Origin of the sequence: Actinosynnema mirum DSM 43827 (assembly GCF_000023245.1) — a bacterium.
GTDB lineage: Bacteria > Actinomycetota > Actinomycetes > Mycobacteriales > Pseudonocardiaceae > Actinosynnema > Actinosynnema mirum.
The window spans coordinates 3,472,778-3,495,914 of sequence record NC_013093.1; the positions used below are offsets into that span (position 1 = coordinate 3,472,778).

Genomic DNA, 23,137 nt, shown 5'->3' on the forward strand with positions numbered 1-23,137 from the left:
AGGCTCTCGCGGTGTGACGGAACACGTGGTGGCCGAGGCTGAGGCCCTCGGCAAGGTGCACGGGGACGGCGACAACGCGGTGGTCGCGCTGGCCGGGGTGTCGGCGCGGTTCACCAGGGGCGGGTTCACCGCCGTGATGGGGCCGTCCGGCTCGGGCAAGTCGACCTTCGCGCACTGCCTGGCCGGATTGGACACCCCCACGAGCGGGACGGCCCGGATCGGGGGAGTGGACCTCGGGTCGCTGTCCGAGCGGGAGCTGACCCGGTTGCGGCGCGAGCGCGTCGGCTTCGTCTTCCAGTCCTACAACCTGCTGCCCACGCTCACCGCGTGGGAGAACGTCGTGCTGCCGCTCTCCTTGGCGGACGAGGAACCCGAGCAGGCGTGGGCCGACCTGGTGGTGGGCGCGATGGGCCTGTCCGACCGGCTCGACCACCGGCCCGCCCAGCTCTCGGGCGGCCAGCAGCAGCGCGTGGCGTGCGCCCGCGCCCTGATCACCCGCCCCGACCTGGTGGTGGCGGACGAGCCCACCGGCAACCTGGACTCCCGCTCCGGCGCGCGCATCCTGGAACTGCTGCGCCAGTGCGCCCGCGAGTGGCAGCAGACCGTCCTGATGGTCACGCACGACCCGATCGCCGCCGGTTACGCGGACCGCGTGCTGTTCCTGGCCGACGGCAGGCTCGTGGACACCATGGAGCGCCCCACGGCGGACCGGGTGCTGGACCGGATGCGCGGCTTCGACGGGCACGCCGACACCGTCCCGCAGGACGGCCGGAGGGGGGCTTTCTGATGCTGCGCACCGCGTTGCGCTCCGTCCTGGAGCGCCGCTCCCGCTTCGTGCTGCCGCTGATCGCGGTCGTGCTCGGCGTCGCGCTCACCAGCGGGGCCCTGCTCTACACCGGGTCCATCCGCGCGCAGGTCGCCGCCGCGCTGCCCGATCCCGGCGTGGAGGTCACCGCGCCGGTCCCGCTGCCCGAGGAGGCGGTGCGGGCCGCGACCGGCGCGGAAGGCGTTGCCACGTCGAAGGTCTACTCCTACGGCCGGGTGTTCGTGGTCGGCCGGGACGGCGCGGTCGTCGGCCCGCCCGGCGCCGCGATCGGCCTGAACCGGGAGCCCGACGAGCAGGAGCTGGTCGCGGGCGCCGAACCGTCGGGCGCCGACCAGGTCGCGCTGGAGGAGGGCACGGCGCGCCGCGCGGGCGTCGGCGTCGGCGACCGGGTCGAGCTGGTCGTCGCCGGGACCGTGCGCGAGCACACCGTGTCCGGGCTGCTCAAGGCGGTCTCGCCGGAGCTGGCCGTGGGCGGCACGCTCACCGCGTTCGACCGGGGCGCCGCGCGAACCCTGTTCGGGGACAGCAGGATCGTGCTCACCGCCCAGCCGGGGAGCACCAACGAGGCGCTGGCCGCCGCGCTGCGCGAGGTGCTGCCGGACGACGCCTACGTCCAGGCGGTCGACCCCGGATCGGCGTTGTCGGACAACGACAAGCTCGCCACGATCCTGCTCGTGTTCGCCGGGACCGCGCTGTTCGTCTCCATCTTCGTGGTGGCCAACACCTTCACGATGCTCTCCGCCGCCAGGGCCAGGGAGCACGCGCTGCTGCGCGCGGTCGGCGCGGACCGGAGCCGCATCACCCGCGGCGTGCTGGCGGAGGCGCTGCTCATCGGCCTCGCCGCGACGGTGATCGGCTACGCGCTCGGCGTCGGCGTGTCCGTGCTGCTGGACGCGCTGTTCGCGGTGACCGAGGTGGCCACCGCGCCGCTGGTCCTGCTCGCGCCGGACGCGCTGCTCGCCGCGCTGGCCGTGGGCCTGGGGGTTCCGGTGATCGCGGCCTGGGTCCCGGCGCGCCGGGCCGCCGCGATCCCGCCGATCGCCGCCCTGCGCACCAGCCTGCCGCCGACGGCGAAGTCGTTGCGCCGCAGGAACACCGCTGGCGCGCTGATCACGGCGGCGGGCGCCGCGGCCGTCCTCGGCGGGCTGCGCCACCAGGACCTGGTGTACCTGGGCGCGCCGCTGCTGGTGATCGGCCTGCTCGTGCTCACCCCGCTCGCCGCGAGCGGCCTCGGCGCGGTCCTGCGCCGCCCGCTCACCGCGCTGGTGGGCGTGCGCGGCAAGCTCGCCGTGGAGAACGCCCGCCGCAACCCGCGCCGCACCGCGTCCACCGCGGGCCCGCTCATGGTGTGCCTGGCGGTGTGCGCGGCGGTGACCGTGCCCGCCGTGTCGTTGGGCGCCAGTTCGGCGGAGGAGGCCGCCGCCAACCGGATGGCCGAGGTCACGATCACCCCGATCGCCTACGCGGAGCTCGCCACCGACCTGCCCGAGCGCCTCGCCGCGCTGCCCGACGTGCGCGCGGTGACCGCGTACACCAGGTCGTACGTCGAGCTGGACAACGGTGACGGCGGCGTCTTCGTCGCGGCCACCCCGTCGGTGCTGGCCGACGTGGCCGACGTGGAGTTCACCGAGGGCGAGCTGACCGACGCCGGGACCGGTGTCGCCGTCACCAGGGAGCAGGCGCGGCGGCAGGGCTGGGAACTGGGCACGACGGTGACCGGCTCGGCGCGCGGCCACCGCTTCTCGTTGCCCGTCACGGCTTTCTTCGAGGCGCCGGAGAAGTTCGACGCCGGGATCGTCGTGCCCGCCGCGGCCCTGCCGGACCTGACGCCGTACGAGGTCCTGGTCCGCGCCGACCCCGACCGCGCGGACGCGGTGCGCGACCGGATCAAGTCCACTGTGGACAACCCCACCGTTGTGGTGCACAGCCAGGCTGATGCCGTGGCCGAGGCGGGCCAGCAGTACGCGCTGTTCCTCAGGATCCTGTACGCGCTGCTGAGCGTGTCCGGGCTGATCGGCGCGCTGGCCGTGGTGAACACCATGACGATGTCCGTGCTGGAGCGCACCAGGGAGATCGGCCTGCTGCGCGCGGTCGGCCTGGACCGGTCGCGGGTGAGGTCGTTGGTGCGCATCGAATCCGGTGTGATCGCGCTGCTCGGCGCGGGACTCGGCCTGCTGGCGGGGTGCCTGGTCGGCGTGGTCGTCGTGCGCAGCCAGACCAGCGCGGTGGAGGTCGTGCTGCCGTGGGGGAGGCTCGCCGCGTTCGTGCTGATCACCGCCGCGATCGCCGTCCTGGCCGCGCTGCTGCCCGCCCGCCGCGCCGCCGCGCTGCCGGTGCTCGACGCGGTCCGCAGCGACACGGAGTAGGACCACCGGGGGCCGAGGACGCCCGTCCTCGGTCCCCCGCGCCCTACCTCGTGCTGACCAGCAGCGGCACCAGCTGCTCCGCCGCCGTCAGCGACCCGTGGTGCCCTGGGAACACGCTCAGCAGCGGTTCCGCCGCGCTCCGGATCACCACCGCCCCACCGCGCGCCGCCACGACCAGGTCGCCGACGCGCGGGCGGACGTGGTCCGCCACGCGGGGGCCGAACCACCCGGCCTCGATCGCCTCCGCGCGGCTCACCACCCACGCCCGCTCGCCCAGCACGGCCGTCCACCGCGCCCGCACCGCGTCCTCCGCGCCCGGCTCCACGTGCACGTGCCGCACACGGGGCTCACCGCCGAGCAGCCGAACCCCTTCCCGCAGGCCGGGTTCCTGGTCGAAGTCCACCCGGTCGGTGACGCGCACCATCCCGTGGTCCGCCGTCACCACCAGCGCCCCGCCCTCGGGCAGCCGCTCGGAGATCAGCTCCGCCAGCCGGTCCACCACCGACAGCTGCGCGACCCACGACTCGCTGCCGGGCCCGTGCCCGTGCCCCAGCGCGTCCAGGTCCGCGTGGTAGGCGTAGCACAGCACCCGGTCCCGCTCCCGCAGCGCCGACGCCACCCCGCTCACCAGGTCGCCCAGCGCGTGCGCGCCCACGAACTCCCCACCGCGCAGCACCGCCCGCGTCAACCCGCTGCCCTGGAACGCCCACGACGCCAGGACCTTCACCAGCACCCCGGCCTCGGCGGCGCGCTCGAACGCGGTCGGCGTCGGCTGCACCTCCTCCGGCACCAGCACCGACCGCAGGTCCCCCTGCCCGGTGTGCCGCTGCCAGGACAGCGCGTTGACCAGCTCCTCCCCGTCCGCCCCGACGGCGGCGAACGTGTACCCGACGATCCCGTGCTCACCGGTAGGCAACCCCGTGCCGAGCGCGGCCACGCTGGTCGCCGTGGACGACGGGAACCCGGCGGTGATCGCCTCCCGCCCCCGGGCGAGCGAGGACAGGAACGGCGCCGCGTCGGCGTGCTCCCGCAACAACTCCCACCCGAGCCCGTCCACCAGCAGCACGCACACCCGCGCGGCCCCGGAGATCCCGAGCACGTCGACCGCCCCCGGAACCCCCATCCCGGCGAGCAACGAGGGCACGACGTCCGACAGGGCGCCCGCCCCGTACCTGGGAAGCAGTGGTTCCATGCCGACGACCCTAGCGAAGCGGAGCACCCGGCCGCCGGGCGCAACCGGGCCGGACTCGTCGGCAAGCGGTCCAGGTCCGTCGGGTGGTCGGCGCTGCGGGAGTCCTGAGTGGACACTCCTCCGTGGCGTCCGCGCACGACACCGCAGAGGCATCCTGTCCTCGCCGTGCCCCTGGTCCTAGCCGGCCTCGGCGGCTTCACGGCCACCGCGACAGCCGCGCCCGCCACCGCTGCGCCGGACGTCGTAGCCGCCGCACCTCGCGGCTACGTCACGCAGGGCAACCCGAGGGAGAACCCGGACCTGCGGGCGAACCCCATCCTCCACGCGTTCGCCGCTCCGCGCGTATCCCCGCACGCGCGCCGGGACCGTCCGCACTGCGCGGGCGGCCCCGGTGCGCCAAGCTTGATCACGACCAGGGGCAGCCAGGGGAGAGGACTCGGATGGACGCGCAGTGGTGGAAGTCGGCGGTCGTGTACCAGGTGTACCCGCGCAGCTTCGCCGACTCCGGCGGCGACGGGATCGGGGACCTCGCGGGCATCACCTCGCGGCTCGACCACCTGGCCGCGCTCGGCGTCGACGTCGTCTGGCTCTCGCCGGTCTACCGCTCCCCGCACGCCGACAACGGCTACGACATCTCCGACTACCGGGACATCGACCCGGTGTTCGGCACCCTCGCCGACTTCGACCACCTGATCGGCGAGGTGCACGCCCGAGGCATGAAGCTCGTCATGGACCTCGTGGTCAACCACACCTCCGACGAGCACCCGTGGTTCGCCGAGTCCCGCTCCGGCAAGGACAACCCCAAGCGCGACTGGTACGTCTGGCGCCCGCCGAGGGACGGCCACGAGCTCGGCGAGCCGGGCGCGGAGCCGAACAACTGGTCCTCGTTCTTCTCCGGCCCCGCCTGGCAGGCCGACCCGGCCACCGGCGAGTACTACCTGCACCTGTTCGACCGCAAGCAGCCCGACCTCAACTGGGACAACCCCGAGGTGCGCGAAGCGGTCTACGACATGATGCGCTGGTGGCTCGACCGGGGCGTCGACGGCTTCCGCATGGACGTCATCAACCTCATCGCCAAGCACCCGGACCTGCCCGACGCGCCCGCCGAACCGGGCGCCCTCGGCGACGGCTTCCCCTACTACGGCACGCTCCCGCGCGTCCACGAGCACCTGCGCGAGATGCGCCGCGAGGTGTTCGACGGCCGGGAGGGCGGGTTCCTGACCGTCGGCGAGATGCCCGGCGTGACCACGCAGCAGGCCCGCGAGTTCACCGACCCGGCGAACCACGAGATCGACATGGTGTTCCAGTTCGAGCACGTCTCGCTCGACCACGGCCCCGGCGGCAAGTTCGACCCGGTGCCGCTGGACCTGCGCGCGTTCAAGGCGTCCATGGCTGCCTGGCAGGGCGAGCTGGCCGAGGTCGGCTGGAACAGCCTCTACCTGGGCAACCACGACCAGCCCAGGGCGGTGTCGAGGTTCGGCGACGACGACCGGTGGTGGCGCGAGTCGGCGACCGCGCTCGCGACCGTCCTGCACCTGCACCGGGGCACGCCGTACGTGTACCAGGGCGAGGAGCTGGGCATGACGAACTCGCCGTTCGTCGACGCGGAGGCCCTGCGGGACGTCGAGTCCCTCAACCACCTGCGCCAGGCCCTCGCCGCCGGGCAGGACGCGGACGCGGTGTGGCGCGGGGTGCGGGCGATGGGGCGGGACAACGCGCGCACGCCCGTGCAGTGGGACGGCGGGACGAACGGCGGGTTCACCACCGGCACGCCGTGGATCGCGGTCAACCCGAACAGCTCCTGGCTCAACGCCGAGGCGCAGCGGGCCGACCAGGCGTCGGTGTTCCACCACTACCGCAGGCTGATCGAGCTCAGGCACACGCTGCCGGTGGTGGTGGAGGGGACGTTCCGGATGCTGCTGCCGGAACACCCGGACGTGTACGCGTACGAGCGGGTGCTGGGGGAGGAGCGGCTGCTGGTGGTGGCGAACCTGAGCGGGACCGAGCAGCCGGTGGACCTGGACCTGGGCGGCGAGGTGCTGCTGGCCAACGTGGAACCGGTCGGGCAGGTGCTCGCGCCCTGGCAGGCGGTGGTGCTGCGGGCCTAGACCGCGGTGGTGGAGGCGCCGGTGGTGCTGCGGGGGTAGGCCGTGGTGGCGAAGGCGCCGGCGCTGCTGCTGGGTCAGGCGGTTGCGTCGCACGGGGGAATTTCCGTCTTCCCCCGTGCGACGTTGATCCCTAGCCTGGGCGGTCCGTGCTCAGGGAGGAGTGGCATGACCGGTTTCCGGCAGGCTGTCGAGGCCAGGGACGTGGCCGCGATCGAGGCGACCCTCGCCCCGGACGTGGTGTTCCGCAGCCCGGTGGCGTTCCGCCCGTACCCCGGCAAGGCGATCACCGCCGCGATCCTGCGCGGCGTGCTGCGGGTGTTCGAGGACTTCCGGTACGTGCGCGAGATCGGCGGCGACCGCGACCACGCGCTGGTGTTCCAGGCCAGGATCGGCGAGGTGGAGGTCGAGGGCTGCGACTTCCTGCGCCTGGACGAGGACGGCCTCGTCTCCGAGCTGACCGTGATGGTCCGCCCGCTGTCGGCCGCGCACGCGCTGTCCGAGGCGATGGCGGCCCAGTTCCCGCAGATCCAACGCGAGGCCACCGAGGCGTGACCCCAGGGCCACCGAGTCGTGCCCCAGGACGGCGGCCCACCACCGTGCCGCCGCCGTCCGGCCCCGCTCACAACCCCACTCCGGTCACCCTGCCGCCGATCTGGGCGCGGCACGGGGCTCAGCTGCCCATCCGGAGCCCGCCCAGGTCCGGCCGTCTCGCAGAGCCCACCCCAGGTCCGGCCGTCTCCCGGAGCGCCTCCTGAGCTCAGCCGCCTCTCGAAGCGCGACCCGAGGTCAGAACCCTCCCGGCAGCACCCCGCCCGCCTTGCCGCGCACGGCTTCGGCGACCAGCTCCCGAACCCGCGCGGCGGTCACCGGCTCACCGGGGTTCTCGTGCAACCACCGCAGCGCCTCCTCCTGCCCCGCCCCTTCCGGTGGCGTGCCCGGCAGGTACGGCTGCACGTACACCGGAGTCCCCGGCTCGCTGCGCCAGCTGTCGGCGAGCGATCCCGTGTCCACGGCGTCGAACCCCAGCACGTCCAGCAGCTCGACCACCGCCGCCTTGGCCTCGACGTCGTCACCCGCGATCGGCAGCGCGCTGCGGTCCGGCGCGCCCGACGGACGTGCGGCGTTGGCCAGGTTGAAGAAGCTGATGCTGTTGAACGCCTTCACCACCCGCGCACCGGGCAGCTCGCGCTGAACCCGCTCGCTGGACGTCACCGAGTTCGAGTCCAGCTCGCCGATCGCCCGGTCCCGCTGCGGGTAGTAGTTCATCGTGTCGATCACGATCCGCCCGGCGAGCGCGTCCGCAGGCAGCTGATCGAGCGCGTGCAGCGGCACGGTCGCCACGACCAGGTCACCGGCGCGCGCGGCCTCCGCCGGGGTAGCGGCACGAGCACGCGGTCCCAGCTCCGCGACGAGCTCCGCGAGGCTGTCCGCCCCTCGGGAGTTGCTCAGCACAACCTCCATCCCCCGCGCCACCGCTTGACGCGCGAGGGTCCCACCGATCATCCCGGCCCCGATGAGCCCCAGCGTTCCGGTCATGCCCGCCCGTCCTTCCACCACGTCACCGCACAAATGACAGTCAACTGACACTTGCTTCGATTCGGAACGTAGCACAAGTGTCAGAAGACTGTCATTTGCTACCGTTGTGCGGTGAAGGCGGAGCCCGACCGACGACCGCGCGCCGACGCCGCGCGCAACATCGAGCACATCCTGTGCGCCGCACGCGAGGTCTTCGCCCGCGTGGGCCCGGACGCTCCCCTGGACGAGGTGGCCAAGCACGCGGGCCTGGGCGTCCGCACCCTGCACCGCCACTTCCCGCGCAAGGAAGACCTGGTCAAAGCAACCCTGGACCGCGCCCTCACCCAGGACTTCGCCCACGCCATCACCAAGGCGAACTCCACCCCGAACCCGCTCCAGGCCCTCACCTCGCTGATCGAGGAAACCCTCACCCTGGTGGACCGCGAACGCCCCACCCTGGCAGCCGCGAACAACCCCAGCGCCCTGACCGCGGCCATCGCCGAACCCCTGCTCGACACCCTGACCGAGCTGACCGGAAAAGCCCAACGCGCAGCCCTGATCCGCCCGGACCTCACCCCGTACGACGTGCACCGCCTGCTGGGGATGCTGACCAGCGTCCTGTGGGGCATGGTGCCAGGCGACCAGGGCTGGCGCAGGTACGTGGTCCTGCTCCTGGACGCCCTGTCCCCAACCGCAACCACCCCACTCCCACCCGCAAGCCCGCTCCACCCCGCGGGCGCGGGAGCGGAGTGCACCCCCGCATGGCGAACCAGCGCGTCCGAAACCCCGTGACCCTGACCTGAAGTTCCGACTGCTCGACCGGTGGCCGCCTGACGATCCGGCCGCGCCACTGCTTGACCGCGTGACCGCCCGACGGTCTGGCCGTGTGGCCGCGTGGCTGCCCGACGATCCGGCCACCCGACGATCCGGCCGCGTGACCGCCTGGCCACGTGACTGTGTAGCTGTGTGACTGCGTGACTGCGTGACCGGGGTCGAGCGATCGCCTGACCATGCGACTGCTGGCTCACGCGTCGCCGCTGTCTCACGTCGCCTCTATTCGGTTGTCCGGCCGCGAGTCACGGCCAGTGGTCTGGTCAGCGCTTCCTCACCTCCTCGAACTCGCTCATCCGTCGCGTCTCCCGCGTTGCGGCAACGTGACCGTGTGGTGGCTTCGGGCTTTCGGTTTGCCGAGGCGCCGAAGTCCGCGCGTTTCGGCCGTCCGTTCGACCGGTTGCGCGCCGCGCACGCCCTGCGATACCTGGTAATCCTCCTTCCAGCGTTCTGACCAGTGAAGTCACAGCAGGGCAGTAAGTCCCAGGACCCCCAGGCACTTAGGCGCTGCCCCTGTCCGTCTCACCCAGTGGATCATGAACCCACTTCCGCAGTACTCCGAACGGGTGAGGTTTGTTCATGGCACGAGCATTGGTGGTCTACGAGTCCATGTTCGGCAACGCCAAGCTGATCGCCGAGGCGATCGCGCGCGGCCTGTCGATCTGGCGATCCACCGACGTGCTCGAAGTCGGCGTCGCGCCGGACGTCCTGCCCTCGGACCTCGACCTGCTCGTCGTCGGCGCGCCGACGCACGCGTTCGGACTCAGCAGGCCCGGCACCCGCAAGGCCGCGACCCAGTACCAGGAGCAGGTGCTCTCCTCCGGGCGCGGGATGCGCGAGTGGCTGGCCGTGGTCGCGCAGGAACGGGTCGGCGTCGAAGCGGTCGCCTTCGACACCGGCATCCGCTTCGCCCCCGGCTCAGCCGCCCGCGTGGCCACGCTCGCCCTGCGCAAGCTGCGTTTCGAGGTCCGCTACCAGCCCAAGTCGTTCGACGTGGTCACCGCGATCGGGCCCCTCCTGGATGGTGAGGCCGAGCGCGCCGAGGAATGGGGACGCGCCATCGCGGAAGCGTCCTTCGCCCACAACTGACCGCAACCAGTCGGCGCACGCCAACCACCTAGCGCACGCCAACCATCTAACGCACGCCAACCGCTTAGTGGACGGCGACTGCCTGGCGGATGGCGACCGCGCAGCGTGTGGCGACTGTTGAGCGCGTGGCGACGTCGAGCGCGCGGCGACTGCCCGATGTGCGGACAACCGTTGAGTACGCGGTCACTGCCGAACGTGCGACCACTGCCGAGCGCACAACCGGCTGTTGAACGCGCGCCCACCACCGAACTCGCGGCAGTCGTTGCACGCCCGACTCGGGCGCTGTCGAGGTTCACGCGGAACCGCCCTGCCCGGCCCGCGTAGATCTGTCCGAAGCGCCCGCGAACGCCCAACAACCGTCGTCCGGCCAGCCCTGCCCGGTCGTCACAGCGCCGTTCTCACCGCATCCTTCACCCCCTCGTCGTTGAACAGCCCCACCTGTCGCCGCCCGGTGACCCGACACCGCCGAACCGCGTGTGGTGAACGGAGAAAACCCTTCTCTGCCAGGCTTGATCGCCGCTTTCTCCGTCAAGCTTGGCACGGTGGACACCCCTGGAGCCAAGACCTTCGGAGGGGGAATTTCCGCGTTCATCGGTGAATCACCCGGTGGAGCGACGCTGCGGTCCGGCTGATCAAGCGCCAGGAACGTCGAGCCTGCCAGCAGTGCGGGGGAAGGGGCCGTCCGCAGGTTTCGCAGCCTTTAGGTCGACCCTGCCGACCGACACGCCGCCCCGCCCCGAAACCGCTTTCACCCCCCCATCCCACCAGCCCTGTTCCCCGTCCCCCGGAATTCCCGCCAGGGCCGGAGGTCACCACCGCCCCCAACGCACGGCCCGCCTTCGCGGGGCACTTGGGCGCTCCCCCCGAAGTCCCGAACGGAGCAGCCTTGCGTGGACCAGGAGGAAGGGGCGTGATGGTCCAGGCACTGGTGGTCTACGAGTCCATGTTCGGCAACAACAGGGCGCTCGCGGAGGCGATCGCCGAAGCCGTCGGCGGGGTGGCCGTCGAGGTCGGCGTCGCCCCGGAGGCGCTGCCCCCGGAGGTCGACCTGCTGTTCGTCGGCGCCCCCACCCACGCGCTCACGCTCAGCAGCGACGCCACCCGCTGGGCCGCCGCCACCGAGCACGCCGACGGCCCGCTGGTGTCCAACGGCCGCAGCATGCGCGAGTGGCTGGCGAACCTCACCGGTGCCGAGGGCGTCGCCGCTCACCCGTTCGGCACGCACGTCAAGGTCACCTGGCCGCCCTCGTCGGCCGCCCGGTCCATCGGCAAGAAGCTGCGCGCCCTGGGCTGCGTGGTCGGTGAGCCGAAGTCCTTCAAGGTCACCGGCTTCACCGGACCGTTCGCACCCGGCGAGGTCGAGCGGGCCAAGCTCTGGGCGCGCACCGCGCTCAGCGGCGCGCCAGCTCGCTGAACGGCGTCGTCACCCCGTCGCGGACGAGGCGGGCCAGCTCGGCCCGCCTCCGCACGAGCCTGATCGCCGCGAGCAGCGCGTAGAGCCCAGACAGCACGAGCACCACCACCCGGTTCGCCTCGGCGGGCAGCAGCAGGCTGGTGGTGAACTGGACCGCGAACAGCCCGAACAGGGTCGCCGCGCCCGCCGCGCCGATGCCGAGGTCCACCAGCAGGCTCACCGCGAACAGCGACTGCGCCGCCGTGACCAGCAGCTCCAACCGCTGATGCTCGTCCAGCGGCAGGCCGTCCACGCCGCCCGAGGAGATCGCGAACACCACGGGCAGCGTGCCGACCAGCAGCGTCCACTGGTTGACCTTGCTCGACAGCAGCGTGCCCAGCGACTCGGACGCGGCCAGCCGGATCGCGTACAGGCAGGCCACGATCAGCTCGGGCGCCTCGCTGGCCAGCGGCGCGACCCACTGCACGAGCAGGAACTCGTCGACGCCGAGCGTGGTGCCGGTGTCGACGAGGTTCTGCGCGAAGTGCTCCGCGCAGGCCAGGATCACCAGGCCCGCGAACCCGAACAGGCCCGCGACCCACCCGCGCCTGCGCCGCTTGGCCTGCTCGCCGACCCACTTCGACACCCCGTGCAGGTCCGGCTCCTCGGCGGGCGCCTTGGACAGCCGCCAGGTGTACGCGGCGAAGATCGACACGAACACGGCGGCGTCGAAGAACGTCAGGCTGTCGCGCAGCGGCAGGGTCAGCGAGTACAGCGTGGCCACGCCCAGGAAGACCACCTCGGCGGACATGACCGGCGTCAGTTCCACCCGGCCGGGCCGCACGCTCCCCGGTCGCTCCTGCCCGCGCTCGCGCCCCTTGCGCAGCACGGCGAGCCCGGCGACCAGCACGACCAGCGGCCAGCCGATGCCGACCAGGATGCGGTTCGCGCCGGTCATGTTGGCCAGCGCCAGCGAGCACGGGTTCGCCCCGCCCTGGCCGGCGCACGTGCCGTGCTCGGCGTACACCTGCCCGGCCTCGAAGGTGAACACCATGTCGACGGCGTACTCGGGCAGCACCGCGACCATCGCCAGCACCGCGATGGCCAGGCCCGCGCTGACGTCGACCTGCGCCGCCTCGGCCGCCCAGGACAGCAGGAACGCCGCGGCGACGATGGCGATGCCGAAGATCGCGGCGGCGATCGGCGGCGGGAGGTCGGGGTGGGGGAGGCCCAGGTAGTCGGCTGCGCCGAGCAGGGCTCCGGGCAGCGCGAACGCCGCCGCGACGGGCAGTCTCCTGGGGAAGGTCCCGCGATCACCGGACAAGGTCACCCCGCGCGTGCTCGTCGCTCATGCGGACCGTGTTCCCGGTCGCGGCCGGGGATAACCCGGAGCCTACCCGGCGGGGGAAATGTCTTAGGTTAGGCTGCGCTAACCTAATGTGGAGGTGCAGTCATGGCCCGCGACAACCTGTCCGCCGCGAGGACCAAGCCCGAGCACTCGGCGCTGCTCACGCTCTCGGTGCTGCGCAGGGAGCGGGTCTCGCCGAACTTCGTGCGCGTCACCCTCGGTGGCGACGACCTCGCGCGTTTCACCCCGCTGGGGTACGACCAGTGGTTCCGGCTGTTCATCCCGGTCGCCCAGGGCTCGCTCGACGGCGCGCCTGACAAGCTCACCGTGCTGTCGTACCTGAAGTACCTGACCGTGTCCAAGGGCCGCCGCCCCGTCCTGCGCAACTACACGGTCCGCGCCTTCCGCCCCGAGGGACCTGAGCTGGACGTCGACTTCGTCGTGCACGGCTCGCCCGACGACGGCAGCGCGGGACCGGCCACCGCGTGGGCGCTGACCTGCGCGGAAGGAGACCAGGTCGGCATCCTGGACGAGGGGACCGGGTTCGCCCTGCCCGACGGCGTGCGGCAGGTGCTGCTGGTCGCGGACGAGACCGGGCTGCCCGCGATCGAGGGAATCCTGGCGTCCCTGCCCGCCGACGTGACCGGCCGCGCGGTCGTGGAGGTGCCGGAGGAGGGCGACCGCAGGGACCTCGCCGGGCCCTCGGGCGTGGAGGTCACCTGGGTGGTGCGCGCGGACGCGACGGCGGTGCCGGGCGCGGCGGCGCGGGCCGAGGTCGAGTCCCGGCCGCTGCCGGAAGGACCGTTCTACGGGTGGGCCGTCGGCGAGTCGGCGCTGCCGGTCGGACTGCGCAGGCACTGGGTGGGCGCGGGGGTGCCCAAGGAGAACGTCACCTTCTGCGGTTACTGGAAGGCCCCGAAGAAGCACTCCTGACCCGGCCGCCCCCGACCGCACTTGTGCGGAGCGGATCCCGCGCGCGGGAGAACAACGGGGGCGAGGTCGACGAAGGGGCGATGGGTGGAGCAGCGCGTTAACCGGGGGACCACCGCTTGCGGGCACGAGCGGGTGCGGCCACCCGGCACTTCGTCGGCCGCGACGCCGAGGTCGCGCGGCTGACCAAACTCGCGGGCGCGGGCGGCGCGTGCGTGGTCGAGGGCCTGCCCGGTTTCGGCAAGTCGACCCTGGTCACCGCGTGGGCGCACTTGGTCGCCGACGCCCTGTTCCCCGACCTGCAGGTCCCCCTCAACCTGCACGGCTTCACACCGGGCCGCTCGCCGGTCACCGCCGAGCAGGCCATGCACTCGCTGCTGTCCGCGCTGCTCGTCCCGGTCGCCGAGATCCCGCCGGACCCCGAGGGCCGGATGGCGCTGGTCCTCGACTTGGCCCTGCTGCTCGTACTGGACAACGCCCGCGACAGCGCCCAGGTCGAGCCCCTACTGTCCAGGGGCTGGCGGACTGGGCGTTGCTGGCCTCGCTGGCGCTGGACAGCGCCAGCGCCGACTGGCAGGCCGTCGTCAACGCCTCCTACGGCTGCTCGCGGACCCGGCGGCCCGCGCGCTGCGCCTGCTCGTGCTGCACCCCGGCGACACCTTCGACGCCCGCGCGGCGGTGGCCCTGTGCGGCACAGGCATGTCCGGCGCGGAGGTGGTGCTGCGCGAACTGCTGTCCCACCACCTCCTGGTGGCCGAGCTGCCCGCCCTCGTCGCGTCCACGCGGCTCGTCTTCGACCACGGGCGGCTTGAGCACGCCTGGAAGATCCCCTGGGGGGCGGTCAACGCGTTCCAGTTGCGGGGGCGGTGGCAGGACTGGATCGACAGTCACGTCGTCGCGCTGCGTGCCACCGAGGAGCTGGGGACGTGGGCACGGAGAACCGGGCGTTGCGGGCGTTGGCGCGCGCCTACAAAGAGGCCGGGCGGTCGGAGGAGGCGGTGCCCTGCTTCACGCGGGCGCTGGTCAACTGCGAGCGCACCGGTGACGCCAACGGGCGGGATCGGGGGCGAATCGGCGTCGCGCTTTCGGGTGATCTAGTCCAGCGCCACGTGGCCGGTGACGACGGTGGTCGTCGCGCCGCCGATCCACAGGGCGTCGTCGGCGTCCCGCTCCACCAGCACGTGCCCGTCCGCCCCGACCGCCGTCCCCTGGTGCGCGGCGTACCGGTCCGGCGCGCGGCCGGTGTCCACCAGCCAGCGGGCCACCCCGGCGTTCAGGCTGCCGGTCACCGGGTCCTCGGTCACCCGGTCGCCCTCCACGAACAGCGCCCGCACCTCCACCAGGTGCGGCGAGCCGGGTGGGTGCGGGCCGACCAGGCCGAGCGCCGGGGCGTCCGCCAGCTCCCGCGCGGTCGGGACGCGCGCGCCCAGCACCGAACCCGCGTCCGGCGCCAGCACCGCGAGCCAGCCGGGGCCGTTGTCCACGTGCGCGGCGTCGACCACCGGCACGTCCAGCACCTCGGCCAGGTGCGCGCGCAGGTCCGCGTCGACCGGGCCGGACCGGGTCAGCGGGGGAGCGGCGAAGGCCAGGCCACCCTTGATCCTCCGCACCCGGACCAGACCCGCCTCGCACTCCTGGGTGTACACCGGCTTGTCCACGCCGGACCGCTCGGCCCAGGCGTGGCACGCGCCCAACGTCGGGTGCCCGGCGAACGGAAGTTCACCTGAGGGGGTGAAGATCCGCACCCGGTAGTCCGCCGAACCGGTCGGGGGCAGCAGGAAGACCGTCTCGGACAGGTTCGTCCAGCGCGCGAACCGGGCCAGCGCCGCGTCCGACAGGCCCTCGGCGTCCCCGACCACGGCCACCGGGTTGCCGCGCAGGGACGTCCCCGCGAACACGTCCACCTGGCTGAACCACCTGCTCATGACAACCACCTCTCCCTGACCGAGACGATGCGCCCCCAACCCGCCGAACGCCGATCTTTCACCTGATCGTGCCAAGCAAGCGGCCCACGAGATCGTGCCACCCCGCTTCGAGGCGCTTCTGGCTCATGCCGCGAGTGGTCCGCAGGTGGTTCACCAGTCCGATCTCCAGGTACCCCATCAGCGTGACCGCGTGCAGCGTCAGGTCACCGCCCGCGCCCGCCTCCCGCAGCAGCACCACCAGGTGGGTCTGCCGCAGCCGCTGGCCGGGCACCGCGTAGCGCCGGTCGGGATCGGTCTCGGCCGCCAAGTACAGGTCCCGGTAGCCGTGCTCGTGCCGCAGCACGGCGGGCCCGAACGCGTGCAGCCGCTCGGCCGCGCCCGCGCCGGGCCCCAGCGGCGGCGGTCCGGTCAGGTAGGCCGCCTGGAGCCGCTCCTCGCTGCGGTCCAGCAGGGCCAGCAGCAGGCCGGTGCGGTCGCCGAAGCGCCGGAACACCGTGCCCTTGCCGACGCAGGCGGCGCTGGCCACCGCGTCCATCGTCAGGTTGGCCGCGCCGTGCTCGTCCACCAGCAGCGCGGCGGCCTCCAGCAGGCGCGCCCGGTTGCGCGCGGCGTCGGCGCGCAGTCGTGGTTCTCCGGTCACCGGCTCCACGTCGATGCGCACCGGTCCGGTAGGGGTGCTCATGTGGCCAGGTTAACGCCATCGGGGCAGAAGTGGACTGCGGTCCGGATAGGTGGTAGAACGTTCAAGCACCACCAACCGGACCGTGGTCCGGTTGAAACCCACGCTGCACCACCCAGGAGAACCTCAGATGTCTGCACGCGTCCTCGCGTTCGTCGGCAGCCTCCGCGCGGCCTCGCACAACCGCCAGCTCGCCGAGACCGCCGTCAAGCTCTCCCCCGAGGGCCTCGACATCGACCTCTACGAGGGCATCGCCGACGTCCCCTTCTACAACGAGGACATCGACAACCCCGAGAACCTCCCCGCCACCGTCGCGAAGCTGCGCGAGGCCGCCGCGTCCGCCGAGGCGTTCCTGCTGTTCACGCCCGAGTACAACGGCACCATGCCCGCCGTGCTCAAGAACGTCATCGACTGGCTGTCCCGCCCGTACGGCGCGGGCTCGATGACCGGCAAGCCCGTCGTGGTCGTCGGCACCGCGTTCGGCCAGTACGGCGGCGTGTGGGCGCACGACGAGGCCCGCAAGGCCGCAGGCATCGCCGGTGGCGCCGTGCTGGAGGACCTGAAGCTGGCCATCCCCGGCTCGGTCACCCGCTTCGCCGACACCCACCCGGCCGACGACGCCGAGGTCGTCACCCTGGTCACCGACCTGCTCGACAAGCTGTCCGCGCAGCTCAAGACCTCCGCGTGAGACTCCCGGTCCCGCTTCCGGCGGGACCGGGGAACCCGCGTCCACCGGTTTTTGTCGGTGGTCGCCGCTAGCGTTCGCCCTAACCTGGAATCCGGTGTGGGGAGGGCTGGCTCGTGGAGCGGTTGGAGTACGTCGGCGGCACGTCGCGCAAGTTCTGGGAGGGCGCGCGCGACGGGCTGTCGGTGACGGTGCGGTGGGGCCGCATCGGGACCTCGGGGCAGTCGAAGACCAAGGAGTTCGCGTCCGAGCAGTCGGCGCGCGACCACCTGGCCAAGCTGATCGCCGAGAAGCGCGCCAAGGGGTACTCCGACGGCGCGCCCACCGCTCCCATGCCACTGCGGGACCCGGCCGACGCCACTTCGGGGAGGGGCGTCGGCCCACCCCGGTCCGGGGCCACCGCGGACGTCGCGCCCGACGTCCCCTCGGACCGCTCGGACGGGGTTGGTGGTGGTGCGGGGCCGGGTGCGTCGGCCCCCGGCACCGCCGCCCCGTCGGAACCCGCCGGAGCCGGGGTGATCGTGCCCGGCGGGCTCGACCACTTCGCCTCGGTGGGAACGCCGCCCGGCGGGCTCGACCACTTCGCCGGCGCGACCGTGCCGGTCACCACGCCCGCGCCGACCGCTGTGGCCGAGCGCGAGCCTGACGAGACCGCGTCCCCGGCAGGCCGGATCGTGCCCGGTGGGTTCGACCACTTCGCCGCGCCGTCGACCGCCCCGGCCAGGACCGAGCCCGTCCCGGAGCCCGCCCCCGCGTGGGACCCGGCCGCCGAGGACCGCTGGCCCGACGACGCCCGCCCGCACCGCCTCGCCCTGCACCGCAGGGGCGACGGGCGGTCCAAGCGCAAGCTCGTCCCCGGAGCCGCCGCCGACATGCTCGCGCTCGCCCGGACCCACGACGAGCAGTTGCGGCACAGGTCGTGGAAGGCCCGTCTCAAGAGCGACGCCGACCTCGTCGACGCCCTCACCGCCCACCTCGACGGCCACGCCAGCCCGGTCGGCGCGGGCGTGCTGCACAACATGCTCGCGCGGCACACCTCCTCCTACGAGCTGGACAAGCTCAACGCGCACGCCGACGCCTGGCTCGCCGAGCACGGCGTCGTGTTCGCGGCCGAGGCGGTCCTGGCCAGCGTGACCACCGTCGTCAACGACGGCATCCGCCACCAGTCCACGCGCAAGACGGTCAGCCGCTCCTGGCACGGCATCGAGCTGGTCGGACGGGTGCGCGCCGCGCTCGCCACCGCGACCGACGACGAGCACGCCTCCGCGCTCGACCGCGTCGGCGCCTACCTGGACCGCCGCTCGGCCCGCGCGATCGCCGCCGTCCTCATGCCGACCGAGGCCGACCTGGTCGAGCTGATGTGCCAGGACGTGCGGACCGCGCACGACGAGGAGCAGCGCGCCCACCTCGTGCTCACCGCGATCAGCACCCCCGAGCAGCTCGACCTGGTCAAGCCCGCCGTGCCGCTGTGGGACGTCGACCACTGGAACCGCACCCTCCCCACCCTGGTCACCGCGCTCGGCGCCGAGGCGCTGCCCGCGCTCGTCGACTGGTTCCGCGCCGACGGCGCCGACCCGTCCCTGCGCGCCTCGCTGGCCCAGCACATCGCCGCGACCCCGACCGACGAGGCGCTGCGGTTCCTGGTCGACCTCGCCCCCGACCGCACCACCTCGGGCCTGCTGCTCGCCGCGCTGCGCCGCCAGCCCGGCCGGGCCACGCGGGTGCTCGCCGACGCCGTGCTGGCCGCGCCGAACCAGTCCGCAGCCGGTCGGCCCGCGGCCCGCGACCTGCTGGAGGCGCACGTGCTGGCCTGCCCGGCCGCCGTCGCCGCCGTCCCGCTGACCGCCGAGGCCAGGGCGCTGGTCGACGGCGTCGCCGAGGGCTTCGCGGACCGCGTCCCCGAGGCCGACCCCGCCGACCTGCCCCGCCCGCTGGTGGACGCCCCGTGGGAACGCGCCACCGCCGCCGCGCCACCGGTGGTGGTCCGCGGCCTGGAACCACTCGGCGACGCCACCGAGAAGTGGCTGCCCGGCGAGCGCGACGAGTGGCTGGCGGGCATCCCCGACTACTTCCTGCCCTGGGAGGAGGTCCGCGACGCGGTCCTCACCGACGAGGGCAACTACCTGGAGCGCGAGTCCGCCCTGCTGCGCGGCCCGGTCGACCAGGTGCGGCACCTGCTGCGCAGGCTGGGGCCGTACGGGATCTACAACGCGGAGACCGGTCGCGCGCTGGTCGCCCGGTTCGGGACCGACCTGCTGGAGGTGCTGCCCGACCTGCACGTGTACCCCTCGGTCGCCGCCGAGGTCCTGCTGCCGCTGCGCTCGCCGTGGGTGGCGGCGCGGATGGCCGAGTCGCTGGGCAAGCGGCTGTACCGGCCTCGGGCCGTGGCCTGGTTCGAGCGGCACGGGGTGGACGGCGCGCGCCCGCTGGTGGCCGCCGCCGTCGGCCCGACCGGCCGGGCGCGCGCCGCCGCCGAGTCCGCCCTGCGCCTGGTCGCAGACCGGGTCGGCCCCGAGGCCGTGCTCGCCGTCGCGGCCGAGCACGGCGACAAGGCGCACCGGGCGGTGCGGCACCTGCTGGAGGTCGACCCGGTCGACGTGGTGCCCGCCAAGCTCCCGTCGCTGGAGGGCGTCGACCCGGCCGTGCTGCCGCAGGTGCTGCTGCGCGACCGGAGCCGCGCCGTGCCGCTGTCGGCCGTGCCGAACCTGCTGCTCAGCCTGGCGATCGACCGCGCCGACAGCCGGTACGCGGGCGCGCTCCTCGTGCGCGAGCTGTGCGACCCGGAGTCGCTGGCCGCGTTCGGGCGGGCGCTGCTGAGCGCGTGGCGGCTCGTCGGGATGCCGTCCGAGCAGGCCTGGGTGCTCACCGCGCAGGGCGCCGTCGGCGACGACGAGACCGTGCGCGTGCTGTCCCCGCTGATCCGGGTGTGGCCGGGCGAGGGCGGGCACCGGCGCGCGGTGACCGGGCTCGACGTGCTCGCCCAGATCGGCAGCGACGTGGCGCTCATGCACCTGGACGCCATCTCGCGGAAGGTGAAGTTCAAGGGGCTCAAGGCGAGCGCGCGGGAGAAGCTGGAGCAGATCGCCGTCGACCGCGACCTCAGCGCCGACCAGCTGGCCGACCGGCTCGTGCCGGACTTCGGGCTGGACGCGGACGGCACGCTCGTCCTGGACTACGGCCCGCGCCGGTTCACGGTCGGGTTCGACGAGCAGCTGAAGCCGTACGTGCTCGACGGGGACGGCAACCGCCGCAAGGAGCTGCCCAAGCCGGGTGCGAAGGACGACCCCGAGCTGGCCCCGGCGGCGCACCGCAGGTTCGCGGCGCTGAAGAAGGACGTGCGCACCTCGGCGGCCGACCAGATCGTCCGCCTGGAGAACGCGATGGTGGTGGGCAAGCGCTGGACGACGGCCGAGTTCACCACCCTGCTGGCCGGGCACCCGCTGCTGCGCCACGTGGTGCGCCGCCTGGTGTGGCTGGCGGAGCGGCCCGCCGAGGACGGCGCCGGTCGGGCGCTCAGCTTCCGCCTGGCCGAGGACAACAGCCTGGCCGACTCCGCCGACGACCCGGTGCTGCTGCCCGGTGACGCCGAGATCCGCATCGCCCACCCGCTGCTGCTGGCCGGGGAGCTGGACGCGTGGGCGGAGGTGTTCGCGGACTACGAGCTGCTCCAGCCGTTCCCGCAGCTGGGCAGACCGGTGCACGCCCCGGAGGACGCAGACGGGGCGGTGAAGGCGCTGCTGGAGGGCGAGGTCGAGACGGGCAGGCTGCTGTCGCTGGTGCGCCGGGGCTGGGAGCGCGCCGAACCGCAGGACGCAGGCGTGGAGCCGTGGATGGTCAAGCGCCTGGGCCCGACCAGGGTCCTGGTGCTCGACCTGGACCCCGGCCTGTACGTGGGCGCGGTGTCGCTGATCTCGGACAAGCAGCGCCTGGCCGCGCTGACCCTGGAACGCCCGGCGAGCTACTACTGGAACCCGCAGGGCAAGGAGACCCCGTCCCTGTCCACGCTGGACCCGGTGGTGCTGTCGGAGCTGATCGCGGACCTGGAGTCGCTGCGGGTGTGACGGTGGGAGCGGGTGCGCCGGGCGGTTGAGGTCGGGGTGGCCGCGCCTTGAGGTCGGGGGCGGTCGCACCTGGGGGTGTGGTCGAACCGTTGGGGGTGGGCTGCGGGGAGCCCGGCTCGGGTGGTGCGGCGGGGAGGGCTCGGGTCAGCGGTGCGGCCTTCCGCGCGGGCGGGTCGTGGTCGTGGGGTGGGTGGCGCGGGCGGGGGCGAGAGGGCTCGTGGTGGCGCGGGCGCGGTTGCGAGCGCGTGTCGTGCAGCCCGGTGACCCGTGCCGCGCCACGTCCTCCTGCCCCTCGCCCGGTGCGGTCTGGTCGTCGGTCGTGGGGTCAGCCATCCGCGCCCTCCTCCTCCGGGGACGGGTCGTCCGCGCCCAGCAGGTGGGCCAGCTCCTCCACGTCCATCGGGGCCTGCCGCGACTTCACTTCCACGTCGGGCAAGGACGCCAGGAACTTCAGCTGCTCGGGGAGCAGGTCGACCGGGACCGGGGGGACCGCCAGGCGGACCGGCACGATGCGCTTGCCCAGGTCCCTGGCGGTCAGGGCTGTCGCGCGCACCGGGTCCGCCGGGTCCGCCAGGAGCAGGCCGCCCTCGGGGGCGTCGTCCAGCCAGTGCCTGCCGATCACCAGCAGGACCGCGGACGCCTCGGCGATCTCCGCGCGGGGCGTGCCCTCCGGGTTCGCGGTGAACTCCGCGGCGCCGCCGAACCGCTCGGAGAGCGTGCTCCGCAACAGGCCCGCACCGAACTTCTCGTCGGCCGGGCGGTGGGAGAAGATGATTTTCTGCACGACTGGCACACCTCGCGTCTGCGCGGAAGATCGGGATTTCGGGAAATCGCCGCCTTCCTGCGGCGACAGGGCGAGCCTGCCAGATCAGCGCCCCGGTCCGTCAAGGTTTCCGGCAGACTCGGGGTGGGTTTCCTGTTTCCAGTTGGTTTCCTCGTCGCGCGGTAACCACTATTTCTACGGACAGGAGGGAAAGTCCACTCAGGAATCTGCGCGGATCGGGTGGGAATTGGCCGGGAAAAACTGGTGCGCACCGCACAAAGGCGGTGCGCTGAAGCGGGAACGGTGCTGCGCGTGGGCTGGGGCGGCAGTGCGCGGTGGCTTCGGTGGCGCCGCAGCGGTCCGGCGGGGGAGTGATGATCGACAAGGTGCCCCGCGCGTCGCGCCGGGATACCGTCGGGGCGATCACCCAGCCGCCCGCACCGGGAGCGCCGCCGCACGATGACCGCCGAACTGCTGCCCGTCGCCCGCGAGGCCGTCGCCATCGCCCGCCGCACCGTCGTCTCCAGCGCGCCCACGGGCGTGCGCGAGAAGGCAGCCCGCGACGTGGTCACCGACGTCGACCTGGCGGTGGAGGACGCGGTCCGCGAGTTCCTGGCCCGCGAGACGCCGCACCTGGCCTTCGTCGGCGAGGAGCGTGGCCGCAGCGGGCCGGACGACGCGCCCTGGTGGGTGCTCGACCCGGTGGACGGCACCTCGAACTTCGCGCGCGGCATCCCCCTGTGCGGCATCTCGCTCGGCCTGGTGGAGGGCCCCACGAGCGTGCTCGGCGTGATCGACCTGCCGTTCCTGGACCTGCGCTACAGCGCCGCGCGCGGCAGCGGGGCCTTCGTCGGCGACACCGCGCTGCGCGCCTCCCGTGTCACCGAGCTGCCGCAGGCCGTCGTGTCGCTCGGCGACTTCGCGGTGGGGGAGGACGCCCAGGCGCGCAACCGGGTGCGCCTCGCGCTGCTGGAGCACTTCGGCGCCCGCGCCCAGCGCGTCCGCATGGTCGGCAGCGCCGCGATCGACCTGGCCTGGGTCGCCGACGGCAGGCTCGACGCCGCCGTGATGCTCTCCAACCTGCCCTGGGACACGGCGGCGGGCGTGCTGCTGGTGCGCGAGGCCGGCGGCCTGGTCCTGGACGCCGGTGGCGCCGACCACACCGTCACCTCGCCGTCGACGGTCGCGGTGTGCCCAGGTCTGCGCGACGCGGTCCTCGACGTCCTGCGCGAGGCGGGGGCCTGAGCGCCGACACCGGACCCCGGAGTCCCTCCGCCCGCGCGCCGCGCACTACTGTCGTCCCCAGCGGCACCTGGGCGTCACCGCCCGGCAGCGTTCCCGAGCGCCCCCCGGAACACCCCTTGAGAAGCAGCACCCCCTGAGCACCGCCTGGAGCACCACCTCCGGGCAGCACCCGCGACCCCGG

The 23,137-nt window shown here is 73.4% G+C and carries 19 protein-coding genes; 11 read left to right on the top strand and 8 right to left on the bottom strand.

Features of this window, described 5'->3' with window-relative positions; genetic code table 11:
- The first annotated feature begins 13 nt into the window (after positions 1-13).
- Together AMIR_RS15035 and AMIR_RS15040 are read left to right on the top strand one after the other, a co-directional pair.
- Positions 14-787, top strand: a complete 774-nt coding sequence (locus AMIR_RS15035) for an ABC transporter ATP-binding protein (protein ID WP_015801815.1) — start codon at positions 14-16, stop codon at positions 785-787.
- A complete protein-coding gene (locus tag AMIR_RS15040; protein ID WP_015801816.1) occupies positions 787-3,192 on the top strand; it encodes an FtsX-like permease family protein in 2,406 nt (801 codons plus the stop codon). The genes AMIR_RS15035 and AMIR_RS15040 overlap by 1 nt, the downstream gene beginning before the upstream one ends.
- 43 nt (positions 3,193-3,235) lie before the next feature.
- Here AMIR_RS15040 and AMIR_RS15045 read toward each other — a convergent pair whose 3' ends face one another.
- Entirely contained in the window at positions 3,236-4,384 is a 1,149-nt protein-coding gene (locus tag AMIR_RS15045) for an alkaline phosphatase family protein (RefSeq protein ID WP_041837819.1), read from the bottom strand.
- 440 nt (positions 4,385-4,824) lie between these two features.
- Between AMIR_RS15045 and AMIR_RS15050 the strand changes: the two genes are divergently transcribed.
- Both AMIR_RS15050 and AMIR_RS15055 read left to right on the top strand, forming a co-directional pair.
- Positions 4,825-6,492 (top strand): glycoside hydrolase family 13 protein, encoded by a 1,668-nt coding sequence (locus AMIR_RS15050; protein ID WP_015801818.1) that lies wholly within the window; start codon positions 4,825-4,827, stop codon positions 6,490-6,492.
- Positions 6,493-6,657: 165 nt separating this feature from the next.
- Positions 6,658-7,044 carry a nuclear transport factor 2 family protein gene (locus AMIR_RS15055; protein WP_015801819.1) on the top strand — a complete coding sequence of 129 codons (387 nt, stop codon included), beginning with the start codon at positions 6,658-6,660 and terminating at the stop codon, positions 7,042-7,044.
- A gap of 234 nt (positions 7,045-7,278) precedes the next feature.
- On the opposite strand, the gene AMIR_RS15060 is transcribed toward AMIR_RS15055, so the two are convergent.
- Positions 7,279-8,028 (bottom strand): NADPH-dependent F420 reductase, encoded by a 750-nt coding sequence (locus AMIR_RS15060; RefSeq protein ID WP_015801820.1) that lies wholly within the window; start codon positions 8,026-8,028, stop codon positions 7,279-7,281.
- A 111-nt stretch (positions 8,029-8,139) separates the two neighbouring features.
- Between AMIR_RS15060 and AMIR_RS15065 the strand changes: the two genes are divergently transcribed.
- The 3 genes from AMIR_RS15065 (at position 8,140) to AMIR_RS40295 (ending at position 11,341) form a co-directional block, all read left to right on the top strand.
- Positions 8,140-8,799 carry a TetR/AcrR family transcriptional regulator gene (locus tag AMIR_RS15065; protein WP_015801821.1) on the top strand — a complete coding sequence of 220 codons (660 nt, stop codon included), beginning with the start codon at positions 8,140-8,142 and terminating at the stop codon, positions 8,797-8,799.
- Positions 8,800-9,417: 618 nt separating this feature from the next.
- A complete protein-coding gene (locus tag AMIR_RS15070) occupies positions 9,418-9,927 on the top strand; it encodes a flavodoxin family protein (RefSeq protein ID WP_015801822.1) in 510 nt (169 codons plus the stop codon).
- 913 nt (positions 9,928-10,840) lie between these two features.
- The gene (locus AMIR_RS40295; RefSeq protein ID WP_015801823.1) at positions 10,841-11,341 is read left to right on the top strand and encodes a flavodoxin family protein; all 501 of its coding nucleotides are present in this window, start codon (positions 10,841-10,843) and stop codon (positions 11,339-11,341) included.
- Here the strand turns inward: AMIR_RS40295 and AMIR_RS15080 are convergent.
- On the bottom strand, positions 11,319-12,650 hold the full coding sequence (locus AMIR_RS15080; RefSeq protein ID WP_015801824.1) for a sodium/hydrogen exchanger: 1,332 nt from the start codon (positions 12,648-12,650) through the stop codon (positions 11,319-11,321). The genes AMIR_RS40295 and AMIR_RS15080 overlap by 23 nt on opposite strands.
- Positions 12,651-12,773: 123 nt before the next feature.
- On the opposite strand from AMIR_RS15080, the gene AMIR_RS15085 reads away from it, so the two are divergent.
- Positions 12,774-13,601 (top strand): siderophore-interacting protein, encoded by an 828-nt coding sequence (locus tag AMIR_RS15085; RefSeq protein WP_015801825.1) that lies wholly within the window; start codon positions 12,774-12,776, stop codon positions 13,599-13,601.
- A 591-nt stretch (positions 13,602-14,192) separates the two neighbouring features.
- On the opposite strand, the gene AMIR_RS39190 is transcribed toward AMIR_RS15085, so the two are convergent.
- The 3 genes from AMIR_RS39190 to AMIR_RS15100 form a co-directional block, all read right to left on the bottom strand.
- Positions 14,193-14,414, bottom strand: a complete 222-nt coding sequence (locus tag AMIR_RS39190; RefSeq protein WP_143760738.1) for a hypothetical protein — start codon at positions 14,412-14,414, stop codon at positions 14,193-14,195.
- Between the two features lie 278 nt (positions 14,415-14,692).
- Positions 14,693-15,523, bottom strand: a complete 831-nt coding sequence (locus AMIR_RS15095; RefSeq protein WP_015801826.1) for a PhzF family phenazine biosynthesis protein — start codon at positions 15,521-15,523, stop codon at positions 14,693-14,695.
- A 58-nt stretch (positions 15,524-15,581) separates the two neighbouring features.
- Positions 15,582-16,205 carry a TetR/AcrR family transcriptional regulator gene (locus AMIR_RS15100; RefSeq protein ID WP_015801827.1) on the bottom strand — a complete coding sequence of 208 codons (624 nt, stop codon included), beginning with the start codon at positions 16,203-16,205 and terminating at the stop codon, positions 15,582-15,584.
- A gap of 127 nt (positions 16,206-16,332) precedes the next feature.
- Between AMIR_RS15100 and AMIR_RS15105 the strand changes: the two genes are divergently transcribed.
- Positions 16,333-16,890, top strand: a complete 558-nt coding sequence (locus AMIR_RS15105) for an NAD(P)H-dependent oxidoreductase (RefSeq protein WP_015801828.1) — start codon at positions 16,333-16,335, stop codon at positions 16,888-16,890.
- A gap of 113 nt (positions 16,891-17,003) precedes the next feature.
- A complete protein-coding gene (locus AMIR_RS15110; RefSeq protein ID WP_015801829.1) occupies positions 17,004-20,948 on the top strand; it encodes a DUF4132 domain-containing protein in 3,945 nt (1,314 codons plus the stop codon).
- A gap of 144 nt (positions 20,949-21,092) precedes the next feature.
- Here the strand turns inward: AMIR_RS15110 and AMIR_RS39195 are convergent, their stop codons facing one another.
- Both AMIR_RS39195 and AMIR_RS15115 read right to left on the bottom strand, forming a co-directional pair.
- On the bottom strand, positions 21,093-21,281 hold the full coding sequence (locus tag AMIR_RS39195) for a hypothetical protein (RefSeq protein ID WP_015801830.1): 189 nt from the start codon (positions 21,279-21,281) through the stop codon (positions 21,093-21,095).
- Entirely contained in the window at positions 21,274-21,732 is a 459-nt protein-coding gene (locus AMIR_RS15115; RefSeq protein ID WP_015801831.1) for a hypothetical protein, read from the bottom strand. Before AMIR_RS15115 ends, AMIR_RS39195 begins: the two co-directional genes overlap by 8 nt.
- A 438-nt stretch (positions 21,733-22,170) precedes the next feature.
- On the opposite strand from AMIR_RS15115, the gene AMIR_RS15120 reads away from it, so the two are divergent.
- Positions 22,171-22,956: an inositol monophosphatase family protein gene (locus AMIR_RS15120; RefSeq protein WP_015801832.1), complete on the top strand. Its 786-nt coding sequence runs from the start codon at positions 22,171-22,173 to the stop codon at positions 22,954-22,956.
- The last annotated feature ends 181 nt before the right edge of the window (positions 22,957-23,137 follow it).

Coding starts and splice junctions, on each gene's coding strand:
- AMIR_RS15040 (WP_015801816.1), top strand. CDS start 787: ATGCTGCGCACCGCGTTGCGCTCCGTCCTGGAGCGCCGCTCCCGCTTC.
- AMIR_RS15045 (WP_041837819.1), bottom strand. CDS start 4,384: ATGGAACCACTGCTTCCCAGGTACGGGGCGGGCGCCCTGTCGGACGTC.
- AMIR_RS15050 (WP_015801818.1), top strand. CDS start 4,825: ATGGACGCGCAGTGGTGGAAGTCGGCGGTCGTGTACCAGGTGTACCCG.
- AMIR_RS15055 (WP_015801819.1), top strand. CDS start 6,658: ATGACCGGTTTCCGGCAGGCTGTCGAGGCCAGGGACGTGGCCGCGATC.
- AMIR_RS15060 (WP_015801820.1), bottom strand. CDS start 8,028: ATGACCGGAACGCTGGGGCTCATCGGGGCCGGGATGATCGGTGGGACC.
- AMIR_RS15070 (WP_015801822.1), top strand. CDS start 9,418: ATGGCACGAGCATTGGTGGTCTACGAGTCCATGTTCGGCAACGCCAAG.
- AMIR_RS40295 (WP_015801823.1), top strand. CDS start 10,841: ATGGTCCAGGCACTGGTGGTCTACGAGTCCATGTTCGGCAACAACAGG.
- AMIR_RS15085 (WP_015801825.1), top strand. CDS start 12,774: ATGGCCCGCGACAACCTGTCCGCCGCGAGGACCAAGCCCGAGCACTCG.
- AMIR_RS15095 (WP_015801826.1), bottom strand. CDS start 15,523: ATGAGCAGGTGGTTCAGCCAGGTGGACGTGTTCGCGGGGACGTCCCTG.
- AMIR_RS15100 (WP_015801827.1), bottom strand. CDS start 16,205: ATGAGCACCCCTACCGGACCGGTGCGCATCGACGTGGAGCCGGTGACC.
- AMIR_RS15105 (WP_015801828.1), top strand. CDS start 16,333: ATGTCTGCACGCGTCCTCGCGTTCGTCGGCAGCCTCCGCGCGGCCTCG.
- AMIR_RS39195 (WP_015801830.1), bottom strand. CDS start 21,281: ATGGCTGACCCCACGACCGACGACCAGACCGCACCGGGCGAGGGGCAG.
- AMIR_RS15120 (WP_015801832.1), top strand. CDS start 22,171: ATGACCGCCGAACTGCTGCCCGTCGCCCGCGAGGCCGTCGCCATCGCC.